This is a genomic window from Erwinia sp. Eh17-17, assembly GCF_039675725.1.
Classification (GTDB): domain Bacteria; phylum Pseudomonadota; class Gammaproteobacteria; order Enterobacterales; family Enterobacteriaceae; genus Erwinia.
Window position 1 is genome coordinate 223,923 of record NZ_JBDFQT010000006.1, and the last position, 15,362, is coordinate 239,284.

11 protein-coding genes are annotated in these 15,362 nt (G+C 58.6%); 6 read left to right on the top strand and 5 right to left on the bottom strand.

The features are described from left to right. Nucleotides 1-296: 296 nt before the first annotated feature. The 3 genes from ABEH87_RS16680 (at nt 297) to ABEH87_RS16690 (ending at nt 5,532) form a co-directional block, all read left to right on the top strand. Nucleotides 297-2,369: a DUF4034 domain-containing protein gene (locus ABEH87_RS16680; RefSeq protein WP_346577873.1), complete on the top strand. Its 2,073-nt coding sequence runs from the start codon at nt 297-299 to the stop codon at nt 2,367-2,369. A 158-nt stretch (nt 2,370-2,527) separates the two neighbouring features. Beyond that, nucleotides 2,528-3,808, top strand: coding sequence for a hypothetical protein (locus tag ABEH87_RS16685; protein ID WP_346577875.1), 1,281 nt, complete (start codon nt 2,528-2,530; stop codon nt 3,806-3,808). A gap of 374 nt (nt 3,809-4,182) precedes the next feature. Next, nucleotides 4,183-5,532, top strand: a complete 1,350-nt coding sequence (locus tag ABEH87_RS16690; RefSeq protein ID WP_346577876.1) for an EAL domain-containing protein — start codon at nt 4,183-4,185, stop codon at nt 5,530-5,532. Nucleotides 5,533-5,535: 3 nt separating this feature from the next. Here ABEH87_RS16690 and ABEH87_RS16695 read toward each other — a convergent pair whose 3' ends face one another. The 3 genes from ABEH87_RS16695 to ABEH87_RS16705 form a co-directional block, all read right to left on the bottom strand. Further along, a complete protein-coding gene (locus tag ABEH87_RS16695) occupies nt 5,536-8,601 on the bottom strand; it encodes an efflux RND transporter permease subunit (protein WP_346577877.1) in 3,066 nt (1,021 codons plus the stop codon). Then, nucleotides 8,598-9,701: an efflux RND transporter periplasmic adaptor subunit gene (locus ABEH87_RS16700; protein ID WP_346577879.1), complete on the bottom strand. Its 1,104-nt coding sequence runs from the start codon at nt 9,699-9,701 to the stop codon at nt 8,598-8,600. The genes ABEH87_RS16695 and ABEH87_RS16700 overlap by 4 nt, the downstream gene beginning before the upstream one ends. 73 nt (nt 9,702-9,774) lie before the next feature. Beyond that, on the bottom strand, nt 9,775-10,389 hold the full coding sequence (locus ABEH87_RS16705; RefSeq protein ID WP_346577880.1) for a TetR/AcrR family transcriptional regulator: 615 nt from the start codon (nt 10,387-10,389) through the stop codon (nt 9,775-9,777). 393 nt (nt 10,390-10,782) lie between these two features. Between ABEH87_RS16705 and ABEH87_RS16710 the strand changes: the two genes are divergently transcribed. Beyond that, the gene (locus tag ABEH87_RS16710; RefSeq protein ID WP_346577882.1) at nt 10,783-12,369 is read left to right on the top strand and encodes a methyl-accepting chemotaxis protein; all 1,587 of its coding nucleotides are present in this window, start codon (nt 10,783-10,785) and stop codon (nt 12,367-12,369) included. Nucleotides 12,370-12,460: 91 nt separating this feature from the next. Here the strand turns inward: ABEH87_RS16710 and ABEH87_RS16715 are convergent, their stop codons facing one another. Continuing rightward, the gene (locus ABEH87_RS16715; RefSeq protein WP_346577883.1) at nt 12,461-13,261 is read right to left on the bottom strand and encodes an isocitrate lyase/phosphoenolpyruvate mutase family protein; all 801 of its coding nucleotides are present in this window, start codon (nt 13,259-13,261) and stop codon (nt 12,461-12,463) included. A gap of 90 nt (nt 13,262-13,351) precedes the next feature. Between ABEH87_RS16715 and ABEH87_RS16720 the strand changes: the two genes are divergently transcribed. Next, nucleotides 13,352-14,266 (top strand): LysR family transcriptional regulator, encoded by a 915-nt coding sequence (locus tag ABEH87_RS16720; protein WP_346577885.1) that lies wholly within the window; start codon nt 13,352-13,354, stop codon nt 14,264-14,266. Nucleotides 14,267-14,302: 36 nt separating this feature from the next. On the opposite strand, the gene ABEH87_RS16725 is transcribed toward ABEH87_RS16720, so the two are convergent. After that, the gene (locus ABEH87_RS16725; RefSeq protein ID WP_346577887.1) at nt 14,303-14,785 is read right to left on the bottom strand and encodes a hypothetical protein; all 483 of its coding nucleotides are present in this window, start codon (nt 14,783-14,785) and stop codon (nt 14,303-14,305) included. Nucleotides 14,786-15,082: 297 nt separating this feature from the next. Here ABEH87_RS16725 and ABEH87_RS16730 point away from each other — a divergent pair. Continuing rightward, a partial coding sequence (locus tag ABEH87_RS16730; protein WP_346577889.1) for a type VI secretion system contractile sheath small subunit occupies nt 15,083-15,362 on the top strand: 280 nt, incomplete at its 3' end.

A 15,362-nucleotide genomic window follows, 5' to 3' on the forward strand; every position in this document is an offset into this window, starting at 1 on the left:
CGGAATGAACGGTTTTGCAGTGAAACCAGTAGCTTAAAATTTGTGACTGAGGTCTCACCTGTCCTGCCGTGCATTCCGGCGCTCTGACGCCGGGGGGCTGGCAGGGAATAAATCAGCAGCGTTAATGTAAAGTTTGTCATTCAGGATCATTTATTGCCTGATTCCGGGGGTAAATACTGCTATAAACAAGCCTTAAAAAAATGTCTTTCATCAACTTTTTCAATAGCTCAGGGACTTTTCGCTGAATTTGACTTACGGAAAGAGCGAAGAGCGAAAACTCAGGAAGAACCGATTACATGACCACTGATTTCGAACCTCTGGCGTCGATCCTCAGCCGCCGTGCGCACCTGCGTGCACTGTTTGTCAGCCAGCAGTTTGACGCACTGGATGCGCTACTGGAACAGCAATCCCAGCCCTGGCTGAATGGCGTCAGCGCCAGATACGACTACGAGTGGAGCATCGAAATGATGTTCGATCCGCTCCAGTCTGATGCGGAAACGCTGGCGCTTCTGCAGTCGTGGGTTGCCGAGAGCCCGGCTTCGTATCACGCTCATCTGCTGCTGGGCTGCTACTGGGAGCGTGCGGCATCCAGGATTCGTACCCAGGATGGCGGCGAGTTTGTCTCGGACGACCGCTGGACAGGGGCCGGGCTGGCGCGAGACCTGGGAATAGCCGCTTATCTGCGGGCGCTGCCTCTGCACCTGAAGCCCGCCTTTGCGCTGTTCCGTATTTTCCGCCTGACCTGCTATCTGGGCGAACCGCAGTGGCTGACCGCGCTGGCTGAGGGCACAGAAGTGCAGGACTATGCGCAGCAGCAGGCCGGGGTAGCGCCTGCGGTCTGGGCCGCCGGAGTGCAGCGGCTGCGCGAGCAGGGCGGCAGTGAGCTGGCCGCGATCCCTGCGGCGTTACCGCACTGCTTACCGCCGCGCGATGACGGTCAGCAGGACAGTAAGCACTACTGGCTGCAGCTGACGCTGGCGGCGCGCCCGAACCTCTATGCGATCCTCAGTGCCTGGGTGCATTTCCTCTATCCGCGCTGGGGCGGCAGTCACCAGCAAATGTCGGCGTTTATCGACAGCGATCTGTGTCGCGGGTTGAGTGAGCAAGAGCGCAACGGTCTGCGGATGATCCAGGCCTGGGACTATATTGGCTATGTGGCGCTGATGCCGCGCGCCGACGATGATGAGCATATTGCCTTCTGCCTGCGCCAGTACGATGCGCTGCTGGCGCTCAACCTGACGCCGCGTCAGCACGCCGCCGTGCTGCGCAGCTATGCCAGCTTCCTCTGCCACTATGCGCGCACGGAACAGGAAGGGGAGGTGAGCTGGAACCTGCCTGAGATGCAGCGCGCTTACGATGCGCTGGTTCTGGCGTGGCAGGTGGATCATCCGGTGGCCGATCCGGGCTCTGACGATGCCTTCAGCACCTTAATCGCCTGTCTGGATTTTGCCGGCATTGAAGACCGTTTTGGGCTGCTCCCGCTGTGGCTGGAACGCAGCCAGCAGTGGGGCGACAGCCAGTACGAAGTGCTGATCGCAGGCCTGGCCAGCAAATACGGTTTTTATGGTATCCGTCAGGGGCAGTTTGACCATGAGAAACTGATCGCGACCGGTCTGGCGCTGGAGTCTGACAGCGATCTCGGTCAGGCCGCAGCGAATCTGTTCGGGTCCGTTTCGGAAGAGGCGGGCATTTATCTGACGCAGATCGCAGCCGATGCCGGGGATGCTTCTGCCATGGCCGGGCTGTATGACCTCTATTCCGGCAGCCTGTCACGCCGCTATGGCCGCGACGCCACGCCATATGAAGATCGGGTGCAGGCTCTGCGGTGGATGGAGCGGGCGGCAGACGCGGGCAATGTGACATGCCAGTATAACCTCGGCTATGTGATCTCGCGGGAAAACGCCATCGTGAATGCGCAGCAGTACCGGCGCGCGCGCGATCTGTTTATCCGGGTGATGAACGCATCCAATGTCGGGCTGGAAGTCTGGCAGCGCGCCACGCGAGAGCTGGCAGGGCTGATTCTGTTTAACGAGTATGCCAGCGATGCCGACCGCAGGCTGGCCGTTGAAGAGGTGCTGGCTGCCCTGTGGCGCGATGAACGCCCGGTGAATCAGGAGTATGCCGCTGGCTATTATGCCTACGCCTTTTTCACCGGAGCGGGCTGCCAGGCAAACCGTTATCTGGCGAAAGTCTGGGTGGATCGCGGGCTGGCCCTTAACCCGCAGGATGAATACCTGCTGGCGCATGCGGCGGATATTTATCAGCGTGGCGCGCTGTTCGGCGGGCTGCGCTCGTCAATGGCCTTCCGGCGCGACCAGAAGCGTATCGACCAGCGGGGCAGGGCCATCACCTTTGACGGGGCAGAGTAAGCCTGCCGGTGCGCTTTGTTTTCTTAATCGCACCTTTTGCTGTTTTTTCCGGTAGATTATTGCTCTGCCTGACACGCGGGCCTTCAGTCCCGCGGCAATACACATACAAGCACCTGCTCATCAACATGTCATTATGGAAAGGGCGTAAGGAAATAAAAATGATAAAGCTAAAATACTGTCTGGGAATCGGGCTGGCTTTTCTGGCGCAGAATGCGCTGGCCGCCGGATTTGACTGTTCGCTGAGCGGTCTGAACACCACCGAAAAAACCATCTGCAAAGATACCTATCTTTCCGGCCTGGATAATGTCACTAACGGCTATTTTGTTAAAGCGATGGATAACAGCTTCGCGGTTGGCAGCCTGGCGCGCGAGCAGAGAAAGTGGCTGGCGGACAGGAACCGCTGCGGGACGGACGCGGAATGCATCAAGCAACGCTATATCGAACGCAATAAAACCCTGGCACGCGCCGGGGTGTATCAAAAGGTCAGCGATGTCTTTGTCCGTCCCGGCGACAAGCTGGATAAACCGATGGCGCCGGGGCTAAAAAGTGAAGCCGGTTTTACCCTGTCGGAAGAGCCGTGGCGCGTGCGGCCGCTGATCACCTCCAGTGATGTGACCAACCTCACCGTGGGCACCAGCGGGCATTATCTCAGCGCCCTGACGTACCGCATCATTAACAATGACCTGATTGTGTTTGTCGTACTGTATGTCGAAAAAGATGACAAGAAAGGCGCGTTTCTTCTCAGCCTGAAAGACGGAGAGAAGCCCGTGGTGCAGGCGGTGTACGAGGGGTATAACCTTCAGCTGACGCTGCTGGACAACAACGGCCCGGCGGAAGGCGATGTCCTCTACTCCGTTGCCGAGTACCGCGCGCCTGGCGTGGCGGTCAACGCTGAAAGCGACTTTGCCACGCCACATGCCTATGCGCTGAAGGTTTCCAACAAAGAGCTCAGCGAGATCAAAGAGATAACTCCCCCTGCCGGTGAACCCGCTATCAACAAGTGGGTGGGCTACTGCGGTAGCAACGAGTGCAACAGCCGGCTGACGTCACCCGATGGTCAGTGGCGTCTGGCCTCTGCCGACCGCAGCAACAGCGAGGTTGATGAAGGGATGTACGTCTTCCCACATGACCGACCGGACGCGGGGATGAACGTGTTTCTGCCGCAGGCCGATACGGCGAAAGGGCAGGATTACAGCTACAACCGCAACTATGTCTGGGGACGTGACTCGTCGTTCTATTTTGATAACGAGGGCGGCTACGCCTGTATCTGGAAAACCGATCTGGCGGATAAAACCACCAGGCGTATTCTGCCGGTTGAAGCTTTGTTACGCCCGCAGTATGTGAACTACCGGGGTGAAGATATGATTATTGCGGCTTACAGCTACTATAATGAAGGCGGCGATTTCCACCTCGAAGAGATCTATCTCGCGAAGAAATAACGGAACCCACTTTCTCTGTCAATAATAAGCCCGGCAGCCGGGCTTATTATTTTTTTATCACCCTGACTCTGCTTTTTTTATTTTGGTTAAGTGCATTATCGTCTGCTTTCGGCCCTCCTTTTCCTGATATTTCTTTCCAGAAATATTATCACCTCACGGTTTTTACCTGTCTTTTTGTGATTTATTTTCATATAAAACAACTGTTTGTTTTGTTTTTTGTTTTTGCGTTTCAACTGGAAATTGGTCTAAAAAAGAGTGGTATCAGCCTGTCTTCCCAGGGAATAATGGCGTGACCAGGACGGGGCGAAACGAAATATGATAATCGGTGCCCTGCCATCGCGAACGGAGTGATCTGCGCCATGCCGGGAAGAAGAGTGCTGAACACCCCTAATGAAGAGCATCTTGAGTATATCTGCAAGATGGCCTTCCTTAGTGGTCTGCTGGTCACCACAGGGTGGCTGACGGTGTTTACGCTGATGCAGCAGTGGACGATCGTCATCACACTGCTGATGATGGGGGCCGGGGCGTTTGTCAGCTGGCGCATTGCGGTGCGCGGCAATTTTTCCGCCGGGCTGATGCTGGCACAGGCGGTACATCTGGTTTATGCCATCATTTTTTGTCTGCTGTACGACGTGCCTGAAGCGGGCATCCCCAGAACCACGCACCTGTATCTGCTGACCATCGCCCTGGTGGGGTTTATCAACTATCAGCGCAGGCATACGCTGATGCAGATGGTATTGATCGCCACCACTCTGCTGGCGTTTATCATTTTCAGCAGTGCTGAGCTGGTTTATCCCTTCGCGCATCCGATACCGCAGCGTCTGCACCTCTATCTTCCGCTGGTGAACGCGGTGGCCGGGACGGTTATTCTGTGCGGCGGCATCGTGGCCATGCATACTGACTTTTCCCGCCGCAGCGAGAAGATCAGGGCCATCCAGTACGCGTTATACAACAATGAGTTCGTTCTGTTTTTCCAGCCGCTACTCAACGCCGCCGGGCAGATTAACGGTGCCGAGGCTCTGCTGCGCTGGCAGCAGCCGGGTAAGGGTATGGTGCCGCCGTCTGAATTTATACCCGATGCCCAGCGGGCCGGGCTGATGCCTGCCGTCGGTGACTGGGTGATCGCCACCGCCTTGAGAGAGCTGGCGCAGTGGCAGAGCCACCCGGCGACGGCGCCTCTGACGCTGTCGATCAATATCACCGTTGACCACCTGATGAAGCCCGATTTTGTTGAACGCCTGATACATCATGCGGGCGTCAGTCGGGTCGCCCCTTCGCGGGTCAAGCTTGAGCTGACGGAGAGCGTGTTTGCCTCGGATATTGACGCCGTGGTCGCCAAAATGAATACGCTGGCGGCCGCAGGGTTCCGCTTCTCGCTGGATGATTTTGGCACCGGTTTTTCCTCGCTGAACTATCTGCGTCGCCTGCCGCTGGAGCAGATAAAAATCGATCGCAGCTTTGTCTCCGGCGCGACGGAAAACCGCAAAGGGGCGGTGATCGCCATGCATATTGCCCTTATGGGCCTGGAGCTGAAGCTTGAGGTGCTGGCGGAGGGCATCGAAACCGTCGAGCAGTGGCGGCTGATGCAGGAGTTTGGCTGTACGGCGTTTCAGGGGTTTTACTTTTCCCGGCCGCTAAACGCTGGCGATTTCCGCGCGTTTACGCTTAAAAACAGTGCTGAAAAGCCGGACTCAGCCAGTGGTGCGCTGAGCCCGGCGGGTTAACGCTTAAGGCTGAGAAACGGGACGGATCCGGAACCAGATGGCGTACATCGCAGGTAAAAAGATCAGGGTCATGGCGGTTCCTCCGATGGTCCCGCCAATCAGGGTGTAGGCCAGCGTTCCCCAGAACACCGAGTGGGTTAAGGGAATAAACGCCAGCACGGCGGCCAGCGCCGTCAGCAGGACCGGACGGGCGCGCTGCACCGTGGCCTCGACCACGGCCCGGAACGGATCCATCCCTTCCTGCTCGTTGTGATGGATCTGCCCGATCAGCATCAGCGTGTTGCGCATCAGGATCCCCGACAGGGCAATCAGTCCGACCAGCGCATTGATACCGAACGGCTGCTGGAACAGCAGCAGCGTGGGTACCACGCCAATCAGCCCCAGCGGCGCGGTGAGGAATACCATCGCCATCGCTGACATCGAGCGCACCTGCAGAATGATAATCAGCAGCGTCATGGCAATCATGATCGGGAACAGCGGCAGCATCGCTTTGCTGGCTTTGCCTGACTCCTCAATCGATCCGGCCTGTTCAATGCGGTATCCGGCCGGAAGCGCGTCTGTCACCGGCTGCAGCTCTCTGGCGATCGCCACAGAAACATCCGGTGGCTGCTGGTCATCCGCGATATCGCCGCGCACGGTGATGGTCGGCGTGCGGTCGCGGCGGCGCAACAGCGGTTCTTCCATCTGAACGCTGACCTCGCCGACCTGAGAAAGCGGAATGCGCTGGCCGTCTGCGCCGACCAGCGTCAGCCCGGCTATCTTCGCGGGGTCGAGCCGGATATTTCCGGCGGCACGGCCCACCACCTGTACGGAACGGATATCTTCACGCACGGCGGTAATCGGCACCCCGGCCAGCAGGAACTGCAGCTGCTGCGCCACCGAACTGGAGGTCAGGCCAACGGCCTGAAGCCGATCCTGATCGAGCGCGAAGTGCAGCGCAGGAGTGCGTGGCCCCCAGTCGCTGTTGACCGTTCTCATCAGCGGGCTGGCCTGCATAATATGCTGCACCTTAGCGGCGACAGAGCGCAGAACCTCAGGGTCAGGCCCCATTACGCGGTATGCCACCGGGTACGGGGAGTAAGGGCCAAATACCAGCTGAGTGACCCTGATACGGGCTTCCGGTGCCAGACCCTCTTCCACGGCCTGGCGCAGGTTGTGTTTAAGCGCATCGCGCTCCTGCTGGCTGTCGGTCAGCACCACGATCCTCGCGAAGGAGGGATCGGGCAGTTCCGGCGCCATGGCCAGATAGAAGCGTGGAGCACCCTGGCCGATATAGGCGGTCACAAGACGCGTCTGCTGCTGTTTTTGCAGCCAGGCTTCAACCCTGGCGCTGGCCGCGCTGGTCTGCGCAATCGACGTTCCGTAGGGCATCTGCACTTCTACCAGCACTTCCGGGCGGTCGGAGGCCGGGAAAAACTGCTTCTTGACCAGCGCCATGCCGAGAACGGCGGCGACAAACAGAGCGATGACCGTCACAGCCACCAGCCATTTGCGGGCAATCACGTGGCCCAGCAGGGTACGGAAGCGGTTGTAATGGCGGGTGTTATAGATGGCGGCATGTCCTCCTTCCACCGCCTTGATCGCCGGCAGCATCTTCACGCCCAGATAGGGGGTAAAGACCACCGCAACGACCCAGGAGGCGATCAGCGCAATACCAACAATCCAGAACATATTACTGGTGTACTCACCTGCCGTGGACTGGGCAAAGCCGTTGGGCATAAAGCCAATGGCGGTGACCAGCGTGCCCGACAGCATTGGGGCTGCCGTGTGGCTCCAGGCATAGGCGGAGGCGGTAAAGCGGTCAAAACCCTCCTCCATTTTTACCACCATCATTTCAATGGCAATAATGGCGTCATCCACCAGCAGACCGAGCGCCAGAATCAGCGAACCGAGCGTGATACGGTCAAAGTTTTTTCCGCTGGCGGCCATCACCACAAACACCACGGCCAGCGTCAGGGGAACCGCCGCTGCCACCACCACGCCCACGCGCCAGCCCATGCTGACGAAGCACACCACCATCACCACCAGCAGCGCGACAAAGAACTTGACCATAAACTCGTCAACGGCCGAACTGATGTTCACCGACTGGTCGGTGACTTTGCTCAGTGACATCCCCAGCGGCATCGCCGCGTTGATCTGCGCCGTTTCTTTATCCAGCGCCTGACCCAGATCGAGGCCGTTCCAGCCATCGCGCATGATCACGCCCAGCAGCAGCGCCGGTTCACCGTTATTGCGTACCAGGAAGGTGGCAGGATCTTGATAGCCCCGCTCCACCGTGGCCACATCGGACAGCTTCAGCGTGCGGCCTTTCACCGTCACCGGGGTATTACGGATCTTATCCAGCTTGTCGAGCGCGCCTTCAAGCCGCAGAAAAACCTGCGGGCCGTAGGTATCAATCGATCCCGCGGGCGTCAGCAGGTTCTGCCCGTTCAGGGCGTTGAAGATGTCCTGGGGCATCACGCCCAGCGTGGCCAGCCGATCGTGCGAGAAGGAGACAAAAATACGTTCGGCCTGCTCACCAATGATATTGACCTTTTTTACCCCCGGCACGTGCAGCATCCGCTGGCGTAACCCTTCCGCATCACGCACCAGCTGACGCTGCGGCTCGCCTCTGGCTTTCAGGGCGAACAGGGCAAAGGTCACATCTGAAAACTCGTCGTTAACCATCGGCCCGATGACGCCGGCGGGCAGGTTCTGGCTCTCGTCACTGATTTTTTTACGCGCCTGGTAAAAGGACTCCTGGACTTCGCCAGGCGGCGTGCTGTCGAGCAGGGACACCATGGTTAACGCCAGGCCCGGACGCGTGTAGGTCTCGGTACGGTCGTACCATTTCAGCTCCTGCAGGCGTTTCTCTAAGGGGTCAGCCACCTGATCCTGCATCTCCTGCGCCGTGGCACCTGGCCAGGCGGTAATGACCGTCATCTGCTTGACGGTAAAGGGCGGATCTTCCGCGCGTCCCAGCTGAAAGAACGCGACGATACCCGCGACGGCGATAAGAAATATCAGAAACAGGGTGACGGAACGTTCACGCACCGCCAGAGCGGAAAGGTTAAAGCGATGTGCGCTCATGGCTGGCCTCCGCCGGTGGTTTGCGCGGCCAGTCTGACCTTCTGCCCGTTATGCAGCAGATGTGCGCCAAGTGCCACCACCTGTTCACCGCGCTCCAGCCCGCCCGTCAGGCGGGCGGCATCGTCACTCAGGCTGACGATCTGCACGGCACGCCACGTCACCGTCGCGGGTTTTCCCTTCACCACCCAGACGCCCGGCCCCTGGCCGGCGTCGTATACGGCGGCGATCGGTACCTCCACGCCGGGCTGAGCAGAGGCGGTTTCCGGCAGGCGCAGACTGACGGTTGCGCCGAGCGGGGCACGGGCGAGGGCATCTTTCAGCACGTAGCGGGCTTCGAAGGTGCGGGTCACGCTGTCGGCGGAGTCAGATAACACCCGCAGTGTTGCCGCGACGGGGGCCGCTTTCGTGCCGTACAGCGATGCCCAGGCAACGGAGTTGATGGCCGGGCGCAGGGTCTCTGGCAGCTGGACCACCGCTTCGCGCTGGCCTGCACGGGCAAGACGAACCACCGCCTGCCCGGCGCTGACCACCTGGCCCGGTTCGGCCAGCGTTTCCATCACCACGCCGTCAGCGTCGGCGCGCAGCACGGCATAGGTCGAGGCGTTACGCGACACATCGGCCTGAGCCTGGGCGGCATTCAGCTGAGCTTTTGCAGCTTCGGCCGTCGCTTTAATCTGGCTGTAAGCCGAGGCGGAAACCGCGCCGGTGGCGACCAGCCCCCGGTAACGGCGTTCGTCGCCGGTGGCCTGCACGGCGCGGGCGCGGGCGGCTGCTACCGCTTCCTGTTGGGCCCGAACCTGAAGCCCGAGATCGACAGGATCGAGGCGCATCAGCGGCTGACCCTGGCTGACGCTCTGCCCGGCATCGACCAGGCGCTCCAGCACTTTACCTGATACCCGGAAGCCCAGATCGCTTTGTACACGCGCGGCGACAACGCCGGTAAAGGTGCGTGAAGAGGCGGTGGCATCCTGCACGCTGGCTACCCGCACCAGCGGAGGCTGGGTACGCGGATCTCCGGCTGTTGAGGGCGGATTGTCACAGGCCACCAGGGCCAGTGGCAGCAGACAAACAGCAATGGTGGCAGGTCGTAGCCGGATCATGGGTTCCCTTACTTATTGGAAAGAGCAGAAACCGCATTCTGTTACTAGTGACCAATTATGTCAATAGTCACACTTATGGCGCCAGGCTGCGCAGGATCAGCGCGGCCAGCTGTACCGCCCCTTCCTCGGCAATTTCCAGATTAAATTGCAGCTGCACCGGGTTCATATACGGGCGGATGACCAGATAGATAGCGCTGGAAGCCTCGTCAAGCGGGGTCTTACGCTCAAATTCACCGGACTCCCGGCCCTCGTGAAGAATGTTCTGTATCAGCTGGCGCAGGTGCTCTTCATGTCCCTTGATCGACGGCCAGCGGTCGCGTGCGGCAACCGCCGCAATGTCATACAGCTTGCGGTCGTGGAAAAACAGCTCTCTGCCGGTATCCGAAAGGGTGCGAAACAGGCGGCGGAGCTTGTCAGAGGCGGTGGGGGCTTCCGCAATGGCGCTGTCGACACGTTCCATGATCATCATCAGCCGGTTGGCGCAGATCACTTCGCCGATAGCCTGCTTGGAGTCGAAAAATTTATAGATGTAGGCTTTTGAAAAGCCGATGGCTTTTGCCAGGTCGGACACGGTGGTTTTTTCATAACCGTAGTGACCAAAGTGCGCGGTCGCGGCCTCGACGATCTGATCGCGCACGCTGTGCTCCGATGGCCCACGTGACGCGGGCAGAGGGGTATGTTCAGTCATATTCACCACTTAGCTTGTAGAGCCTGATTAAAAACCAGTGACTACCTGGTAATTGAGTCACGATGTTAACGCGTTCTGAGAGGGATCTCCATGCTTGCAGTGTGGTCCCACCCGTCTTGCCGCGATGTGATTATCCTCTGTTCCTGACTGAATGTTCCGCTCTACTGGCCGATAACAGGATCAGTTTGTTAAACAATATCTGAATGCCTGCTTTACCGCTGTGCATCCGGATCCTGATGTGATGAGTCCAAAAAATGGCCCCGTCTGTGACAGGATCCTGATGATTTCTTTGACTTACAGACACTGATGCTTGCTGCAATTGTGCTGTTATGGGGTTACCCATTCAGTTGCCAGAGAGCCTGAAAATTCCGATCGATACCCAGGGTAAAAAACATGCTCAGAGCAAAAAATATGAAACTCAGCGTCATGCTGAGTCTGGCTTTTCTGGTAGTGATTGCCGGGGGCGTGCTGGTCTCCGTCTTCGCGGGCATTAAACTTTCCGACGCTAACGACCAGCAGAAATTAACCAGCGCCCGACTGGACGATCTGCAGATACTGCGCACGGTGAAGGATAATGCCAGCCTGCAGTCAACGCTGATGCTGCGGGCGCTTGCCACAGAAAACGGGCCGGTTGCGCCTGAAATGCTGGCACAGATTGAACAGGCTCAGGCCGGTAATCAGGCGATCACCACGCGCTTCCGCCAGCTGGTGGAGGGGGCGAAATCGCTGCCGGGAATTAACCTGAAAGAAGTGGAAGAGGCCTCCGGGCTGCTGGCCGGAATCGAGCAAACGCAGCCGACGTTCGTGGCGGCGATGGCTCGTCTGCTTCAGCTTAAAAGCGCTAACGACATGGTGGGCGCACGCGCGCTGATTACCGGGTCGTTAATGACGGCTCAGGATGCCTACCTGACGGCGATTGATAATATGGTTAATTATCAGAGCCGCGTGACCAAAGGCACCGCCGTGCAGTCACAGGAAAGCCTGTCCGGCGTGTTCGTGACGCTGATCGTGCTGACGCTGGCGTCGGTGGCGCTGGGGCTGCTGATGAGCGGACTGATTACCCGTCATATTAAGCGTCAGCTGGGCGGCGAACCGGTTCAGGCTCAGCGCCTGGCGTCGGCCATTGCCGACGGTGACCTTAATACCAAAGTGGTATTGCGCGAGCGCGACACCACCAGCCTGCTGGCGTCACTGGATGTGATGCAGACGCGCCTGCGCGGGCTGGTCACGCAGATTAAAGAGACGGCGGCCTCGGTATCGCTGGCTTCTGATGAGATTGCGCAGGGTAACACCGAGCTCTCTTCCCGTACCGAACAGCAGGCGGCGGCGCTGCAGCAGACGGCGGCGAGCATGGAGCAGCTGACGGCCACTATCCGCAATAACTCTCAGAGCGCCACGCAGACCGCAACCTCTGCGCGGGGGGCCGCGGTGCTGGCGCGTGAGGGTGAGGAGCACGTCCAGACCATGGGCAGCACGATGAAGGACATCGCGCAGAGCTCGGGTAAAATTCGTGATATTACCGGCGTGATCGAAGGGATTGCTTTCCAGACCAATATCCTGGCGCTGAATGCGGCCGTGGAAGCGGCGCGTGCCGGTGAGCAGGGACGGGGTTTTGCCGTCGTTGCGGGTGAAGTCCGTATTCTGGCCCAGCGCAGTGCCACAGCGGCCCGTGAGATCAAGACGCTGATTGCTGAAGCCGTGGCTGAAGTGGAGAATGGCGTAACCGTGGCGGATAACACCGGGCGCAGCATTGTGGCGGTGGTCAGCATGGTGAGCGAGCTTGCCGCATCAATGGACGAAATCGCGCTGGCCTCCGGCGAGCAGATGCTGGGTATTTCTCAGATCAGCACCGCCGTCAGCCAGATGGATAACGTGACGCAAAGCAATGCGGCGCTGGTGGAAGAGTCTTCGACCGCGTCACAGTCGCTGGCCGAGCAGGTTCACAGCCTCCAGGCAATGACCGACACCTTCCGCGTGTAATCTGTCGGCCCGTGTTCGCGCAGGCCACAGATGTACCACAATGTAGGGGCGGACCTTTTTTTTCGGTCCGCCCGTGCCTGCCGTGGTTGAACTAGAACCGCGCGTTGATTTCTGCATAAGGCGCTGCCGCTGCCATCAGCGGTGCAGTCTCGTCCTGCGATAAAAAGCCGCGCACCAGCTGCTCGTTACTTGCCCACAGCGTTTGTGGCAGCCAGGAACCCACGCTGATGCGGCGTACGCCATACGTTGCCAGCGTGGCTAATGGCGGAAGGCCCGGCCAGACGCTCACGTTAAGCAGCAGATTGCTGCTTTGCGCAATGCTCAGCATTTCCCCGGCATCCACCAGTCCCAGCACAAACAGACCGTCGGCCCCGGCCTGAGCATAAGCCTGCGCCCGTGTCATCACTTCGCTCACTTTCTCCTGCTGCGGCACCAGATTACGGGCGTAGACGTCGGTGCGCACATTGATATACAGCGGCACGTCCGCCCGTATGCTGGCGGCCCGGATCGCTTCGACCTTGCGGCAGAGCTGCTGCGGGTCTGCGCTGCCGTCTTCAATATTGATTCCCACGACCCCGGCGTCGATCAAACGCACCACGCTGTCGGCGACGGCCCGCGGATTATCGTGATAGCCTCCTTCGATATCGGCGCTGAGCGGAACGTTAATCACGCGCGCTATCGAGCGGGCGCGGGCGACATACTCTTCCACGGGAAGCTGGTTGCCGTCGCGATAGCCCAGCGACCAGGCCACGCCCGCGCTGGTGGTGGCAATGGCCTGAGCGCCGAGACTCTCTATCTGGCGGGCGCTGCCAGCATCCCAGGCGTTGGGCAGGCGCAGTGGTTCGGACTGTAAGTGAAGCTGGTGAAAGCGGGAAGGGGAAGACGATGTCATCAGAGGTTCTCCAAAAACATCGATTTTAATCATGCTTAATTTTCTTGATAATAGCCGGAAATAAGATTCATTCATTTACTGAGAACCATAATGCCTGCGCCTCCTCTGCATTTAGTCCAGACTTTTATCGCCGTGGTGGAGCATCACAGCTTTGCCCGTGCGGCAGAGGCGCTGGATATCACCCCGTCTTCGGTCAGCCGTTTTATTAAGATGCTGGAACAGCACCTCGGCAGCACGCTGCTGAACCGCACCACGCGCGCCATGTCGCTGACGGAAACCGGGTTGCGCTATTTCTCAGAGTGTCAGCAGGCGTTAGCCCAGCTGCGCGACGCCGCCGACCGGGTGCGTGATGAGCAGATCCAGCCGCAGGGCAGGCTGGTGGTCAGCGCCCCGGTGGCGTTTGGCCACACCCACGTGGTGCCGCATCTGGCCGATTTTCTGCGCGCCTTTCCGGCTATCCAGCTGGATTTGCGCCTCAGCGATGGCTATGTGGATCTGGTGGCGGAAGGGGTGATGCTGGCGCTGCGCATCGGGCGGATGAAGGACTCGTCGCTGGTGGCCCACAAGCTGCTGGAGAACCGCCGTATTCTGGTCGCCTCGCCCGGTTATCTGGCCTTAAAAGGAACGCCTGCAACGGTCGACGATCTTGCGCAGCACGAGTGTATTGTCTCTGCGGCCAGCCACGACGGGCGGTTATGGCGCTTATTTTCTCAGAACGAGCAGCGCACGCTGCAGCCTGGGGGACGCATCGATGTGGATAATGCCGACGCCGCCCGACGCCTGTGTATTGACGGTCTTGGCATTGCTTTTCATTCGGCGCTGACGATGACGGCAGCCATAGATGCCGGGGATCTGGTACAGGTCCTGCCGCAGTGGACCGGGCGTGAAACCGGCCTGTACTGCGTACGTCCCCAGCGCCGCATTGGCCCAGCAGCGCGGGCGTTTGTCGATTTTCTGGCTGCACGCTGGTCGGAGGATGGCGGGCGGGCCAGAGCATCAAACTGAGCTGGCTGAAGGGGCTTATAAAACACCATTTCTGCCTCAGTCCCCGGCTTGCTCACCGGGAGGGGCGCCCCCGGTAAAACGTATACCCAGATAAGATGCTTTTATCTTTATCGCCTCCGGCGTCCTGTTTGGTAACCCTTCCATCGCCCCCCCTTTAATGGGGTAGTTCTCCGCCAGGATGCGGCACTCCTCTTCTGTCCAGCTTCTCCCGCTGGTAATTCCCAACATCCTGGCTTTCTGGAAAATAGTCTTACGCGTTCTGCCCGGTAGCAGCGTCATGACATGGCTGATACCTTCTCCTCGTGCGTATTCATTGCGCAATACTTCCTCTTCCTGGCTACTCCAGTGGATGCTGGTTCCACTCAGCCCCAGTGCAACAGCTTTTTGCCTCACGGCCGCAGCCGTTCGTCCTAAACGACGGGCGATCGCAGCGGTGGATTCCCTGCCATAGCAGGTTTCAACGATTTTTAGCTCCCGGATCGTCCAGGTAGAGCGATGGTTACGATAATCAGCTTTCATGACGGTCATTATACGCAACAGTTAATGTATTTTGATGAAATGGTCATAACAATAAAATTTTTAATTTGATATTTAATATGGAGAGCTGAATTTATTTTTCAGATTAAGCCGGTGGAGGTTTAGCTATTTTTTCAGCAACTTAACGCAAATTTCAAGAAAATTCCTATATAAATCAGATGTAAAATTGACAGCTGGTATATTGCTCATATTGAACTGGTTGCTATATAGTCGCGCCTGTACACACAAGGAAAGTGTGCGTAATGCCTGCTTTCCGCGCCCATTTTTACAGGAATAAATATGAGCAACTCTTATCAGAACGAGATCCCCAAAGCGCGCGTCAATATCCGACTGGATCTGCATACCGGTAACGCCCAAAAGAAAATGGAGCTGCCTCTGAAGCTGCTGGTGGCCGGCGACTTCAGCCACGGACAGGAGCAGCGCGCGCTGTGCGAGCGCGAAAAAGTGAACGTGAACAAGAACAACTTCGACAGCGTGCTGGCGGAGTTTTCCCCGGCGGTCAATATCTCCGTGGAGAACACCCTGGCCGGCGACGGCAGCGAAGAGAACGTTAAGCTGA

Coding starts and splice junctions, on each gene's coding strand:
- ABEH87_RS16710 (WP_346577882.1), top strand. CDS start 10,783: ATGCTCAGAGCAAAAAATATGAAACTCAGCGTCATGCTGAGTCTGGCT.
- ABEH87_RS16685 (WP_346577875.1), top strand. CDS start 2,528: ATGATAAAGCTAAAATACTGTCTGGGAATCGGGCTGGCTTTTCTGGCG.
- ABEH87_RS16695 (WP_346577877.1), bottom strand. CDS start 8,601: ATGAGCGCACATCGCTTTAACCTTTCCGCTCTGGCGGTGCGTGAACGT.
- ABEH87_RS16715 (WP_346577883.1), bottom strand. CDS start 13,261: ATGACATCGTCTTCCCCTTCCCGCTTTCACCAGCTTCACTTACAGTCC.
- ABEH87_RS16700 (WP_346577879.1), bottom strand. CDS start 9,701: ATGATCCGGCTACGACCTGCCACCATTGCTGTTTGTCTGCTGCCACTG.
- ABEH87_RS16705 (WP_346577880.1), bottom strand. CDS start 10,389: ATGACTGAACATACCCCTCTGCCCGCGTCACGTGGGCCATCGGAGCAC.
- ABEH87_RS16680 (WP_346577873.1), top strand. CDS start 297: ATGACCACTGATTTCGAACCTCTGGCGTCGATCCTCAGCCGCCGTGCG.
- ABEH87_RS16720 (WP_346577885.1), top strand. CDS start 13,352: ATGCCTGCGCCTCCTCTGCATTTAGTCCAGACTTTTATCGCCGTGGTG.
- ABEH87_RS16725 (WP_346577887.1), bottom strand. CDS start 14,785: ATGAAAGCTGATTATCGTAACCATCGCTCTACCTGGACGATCCGGGAG.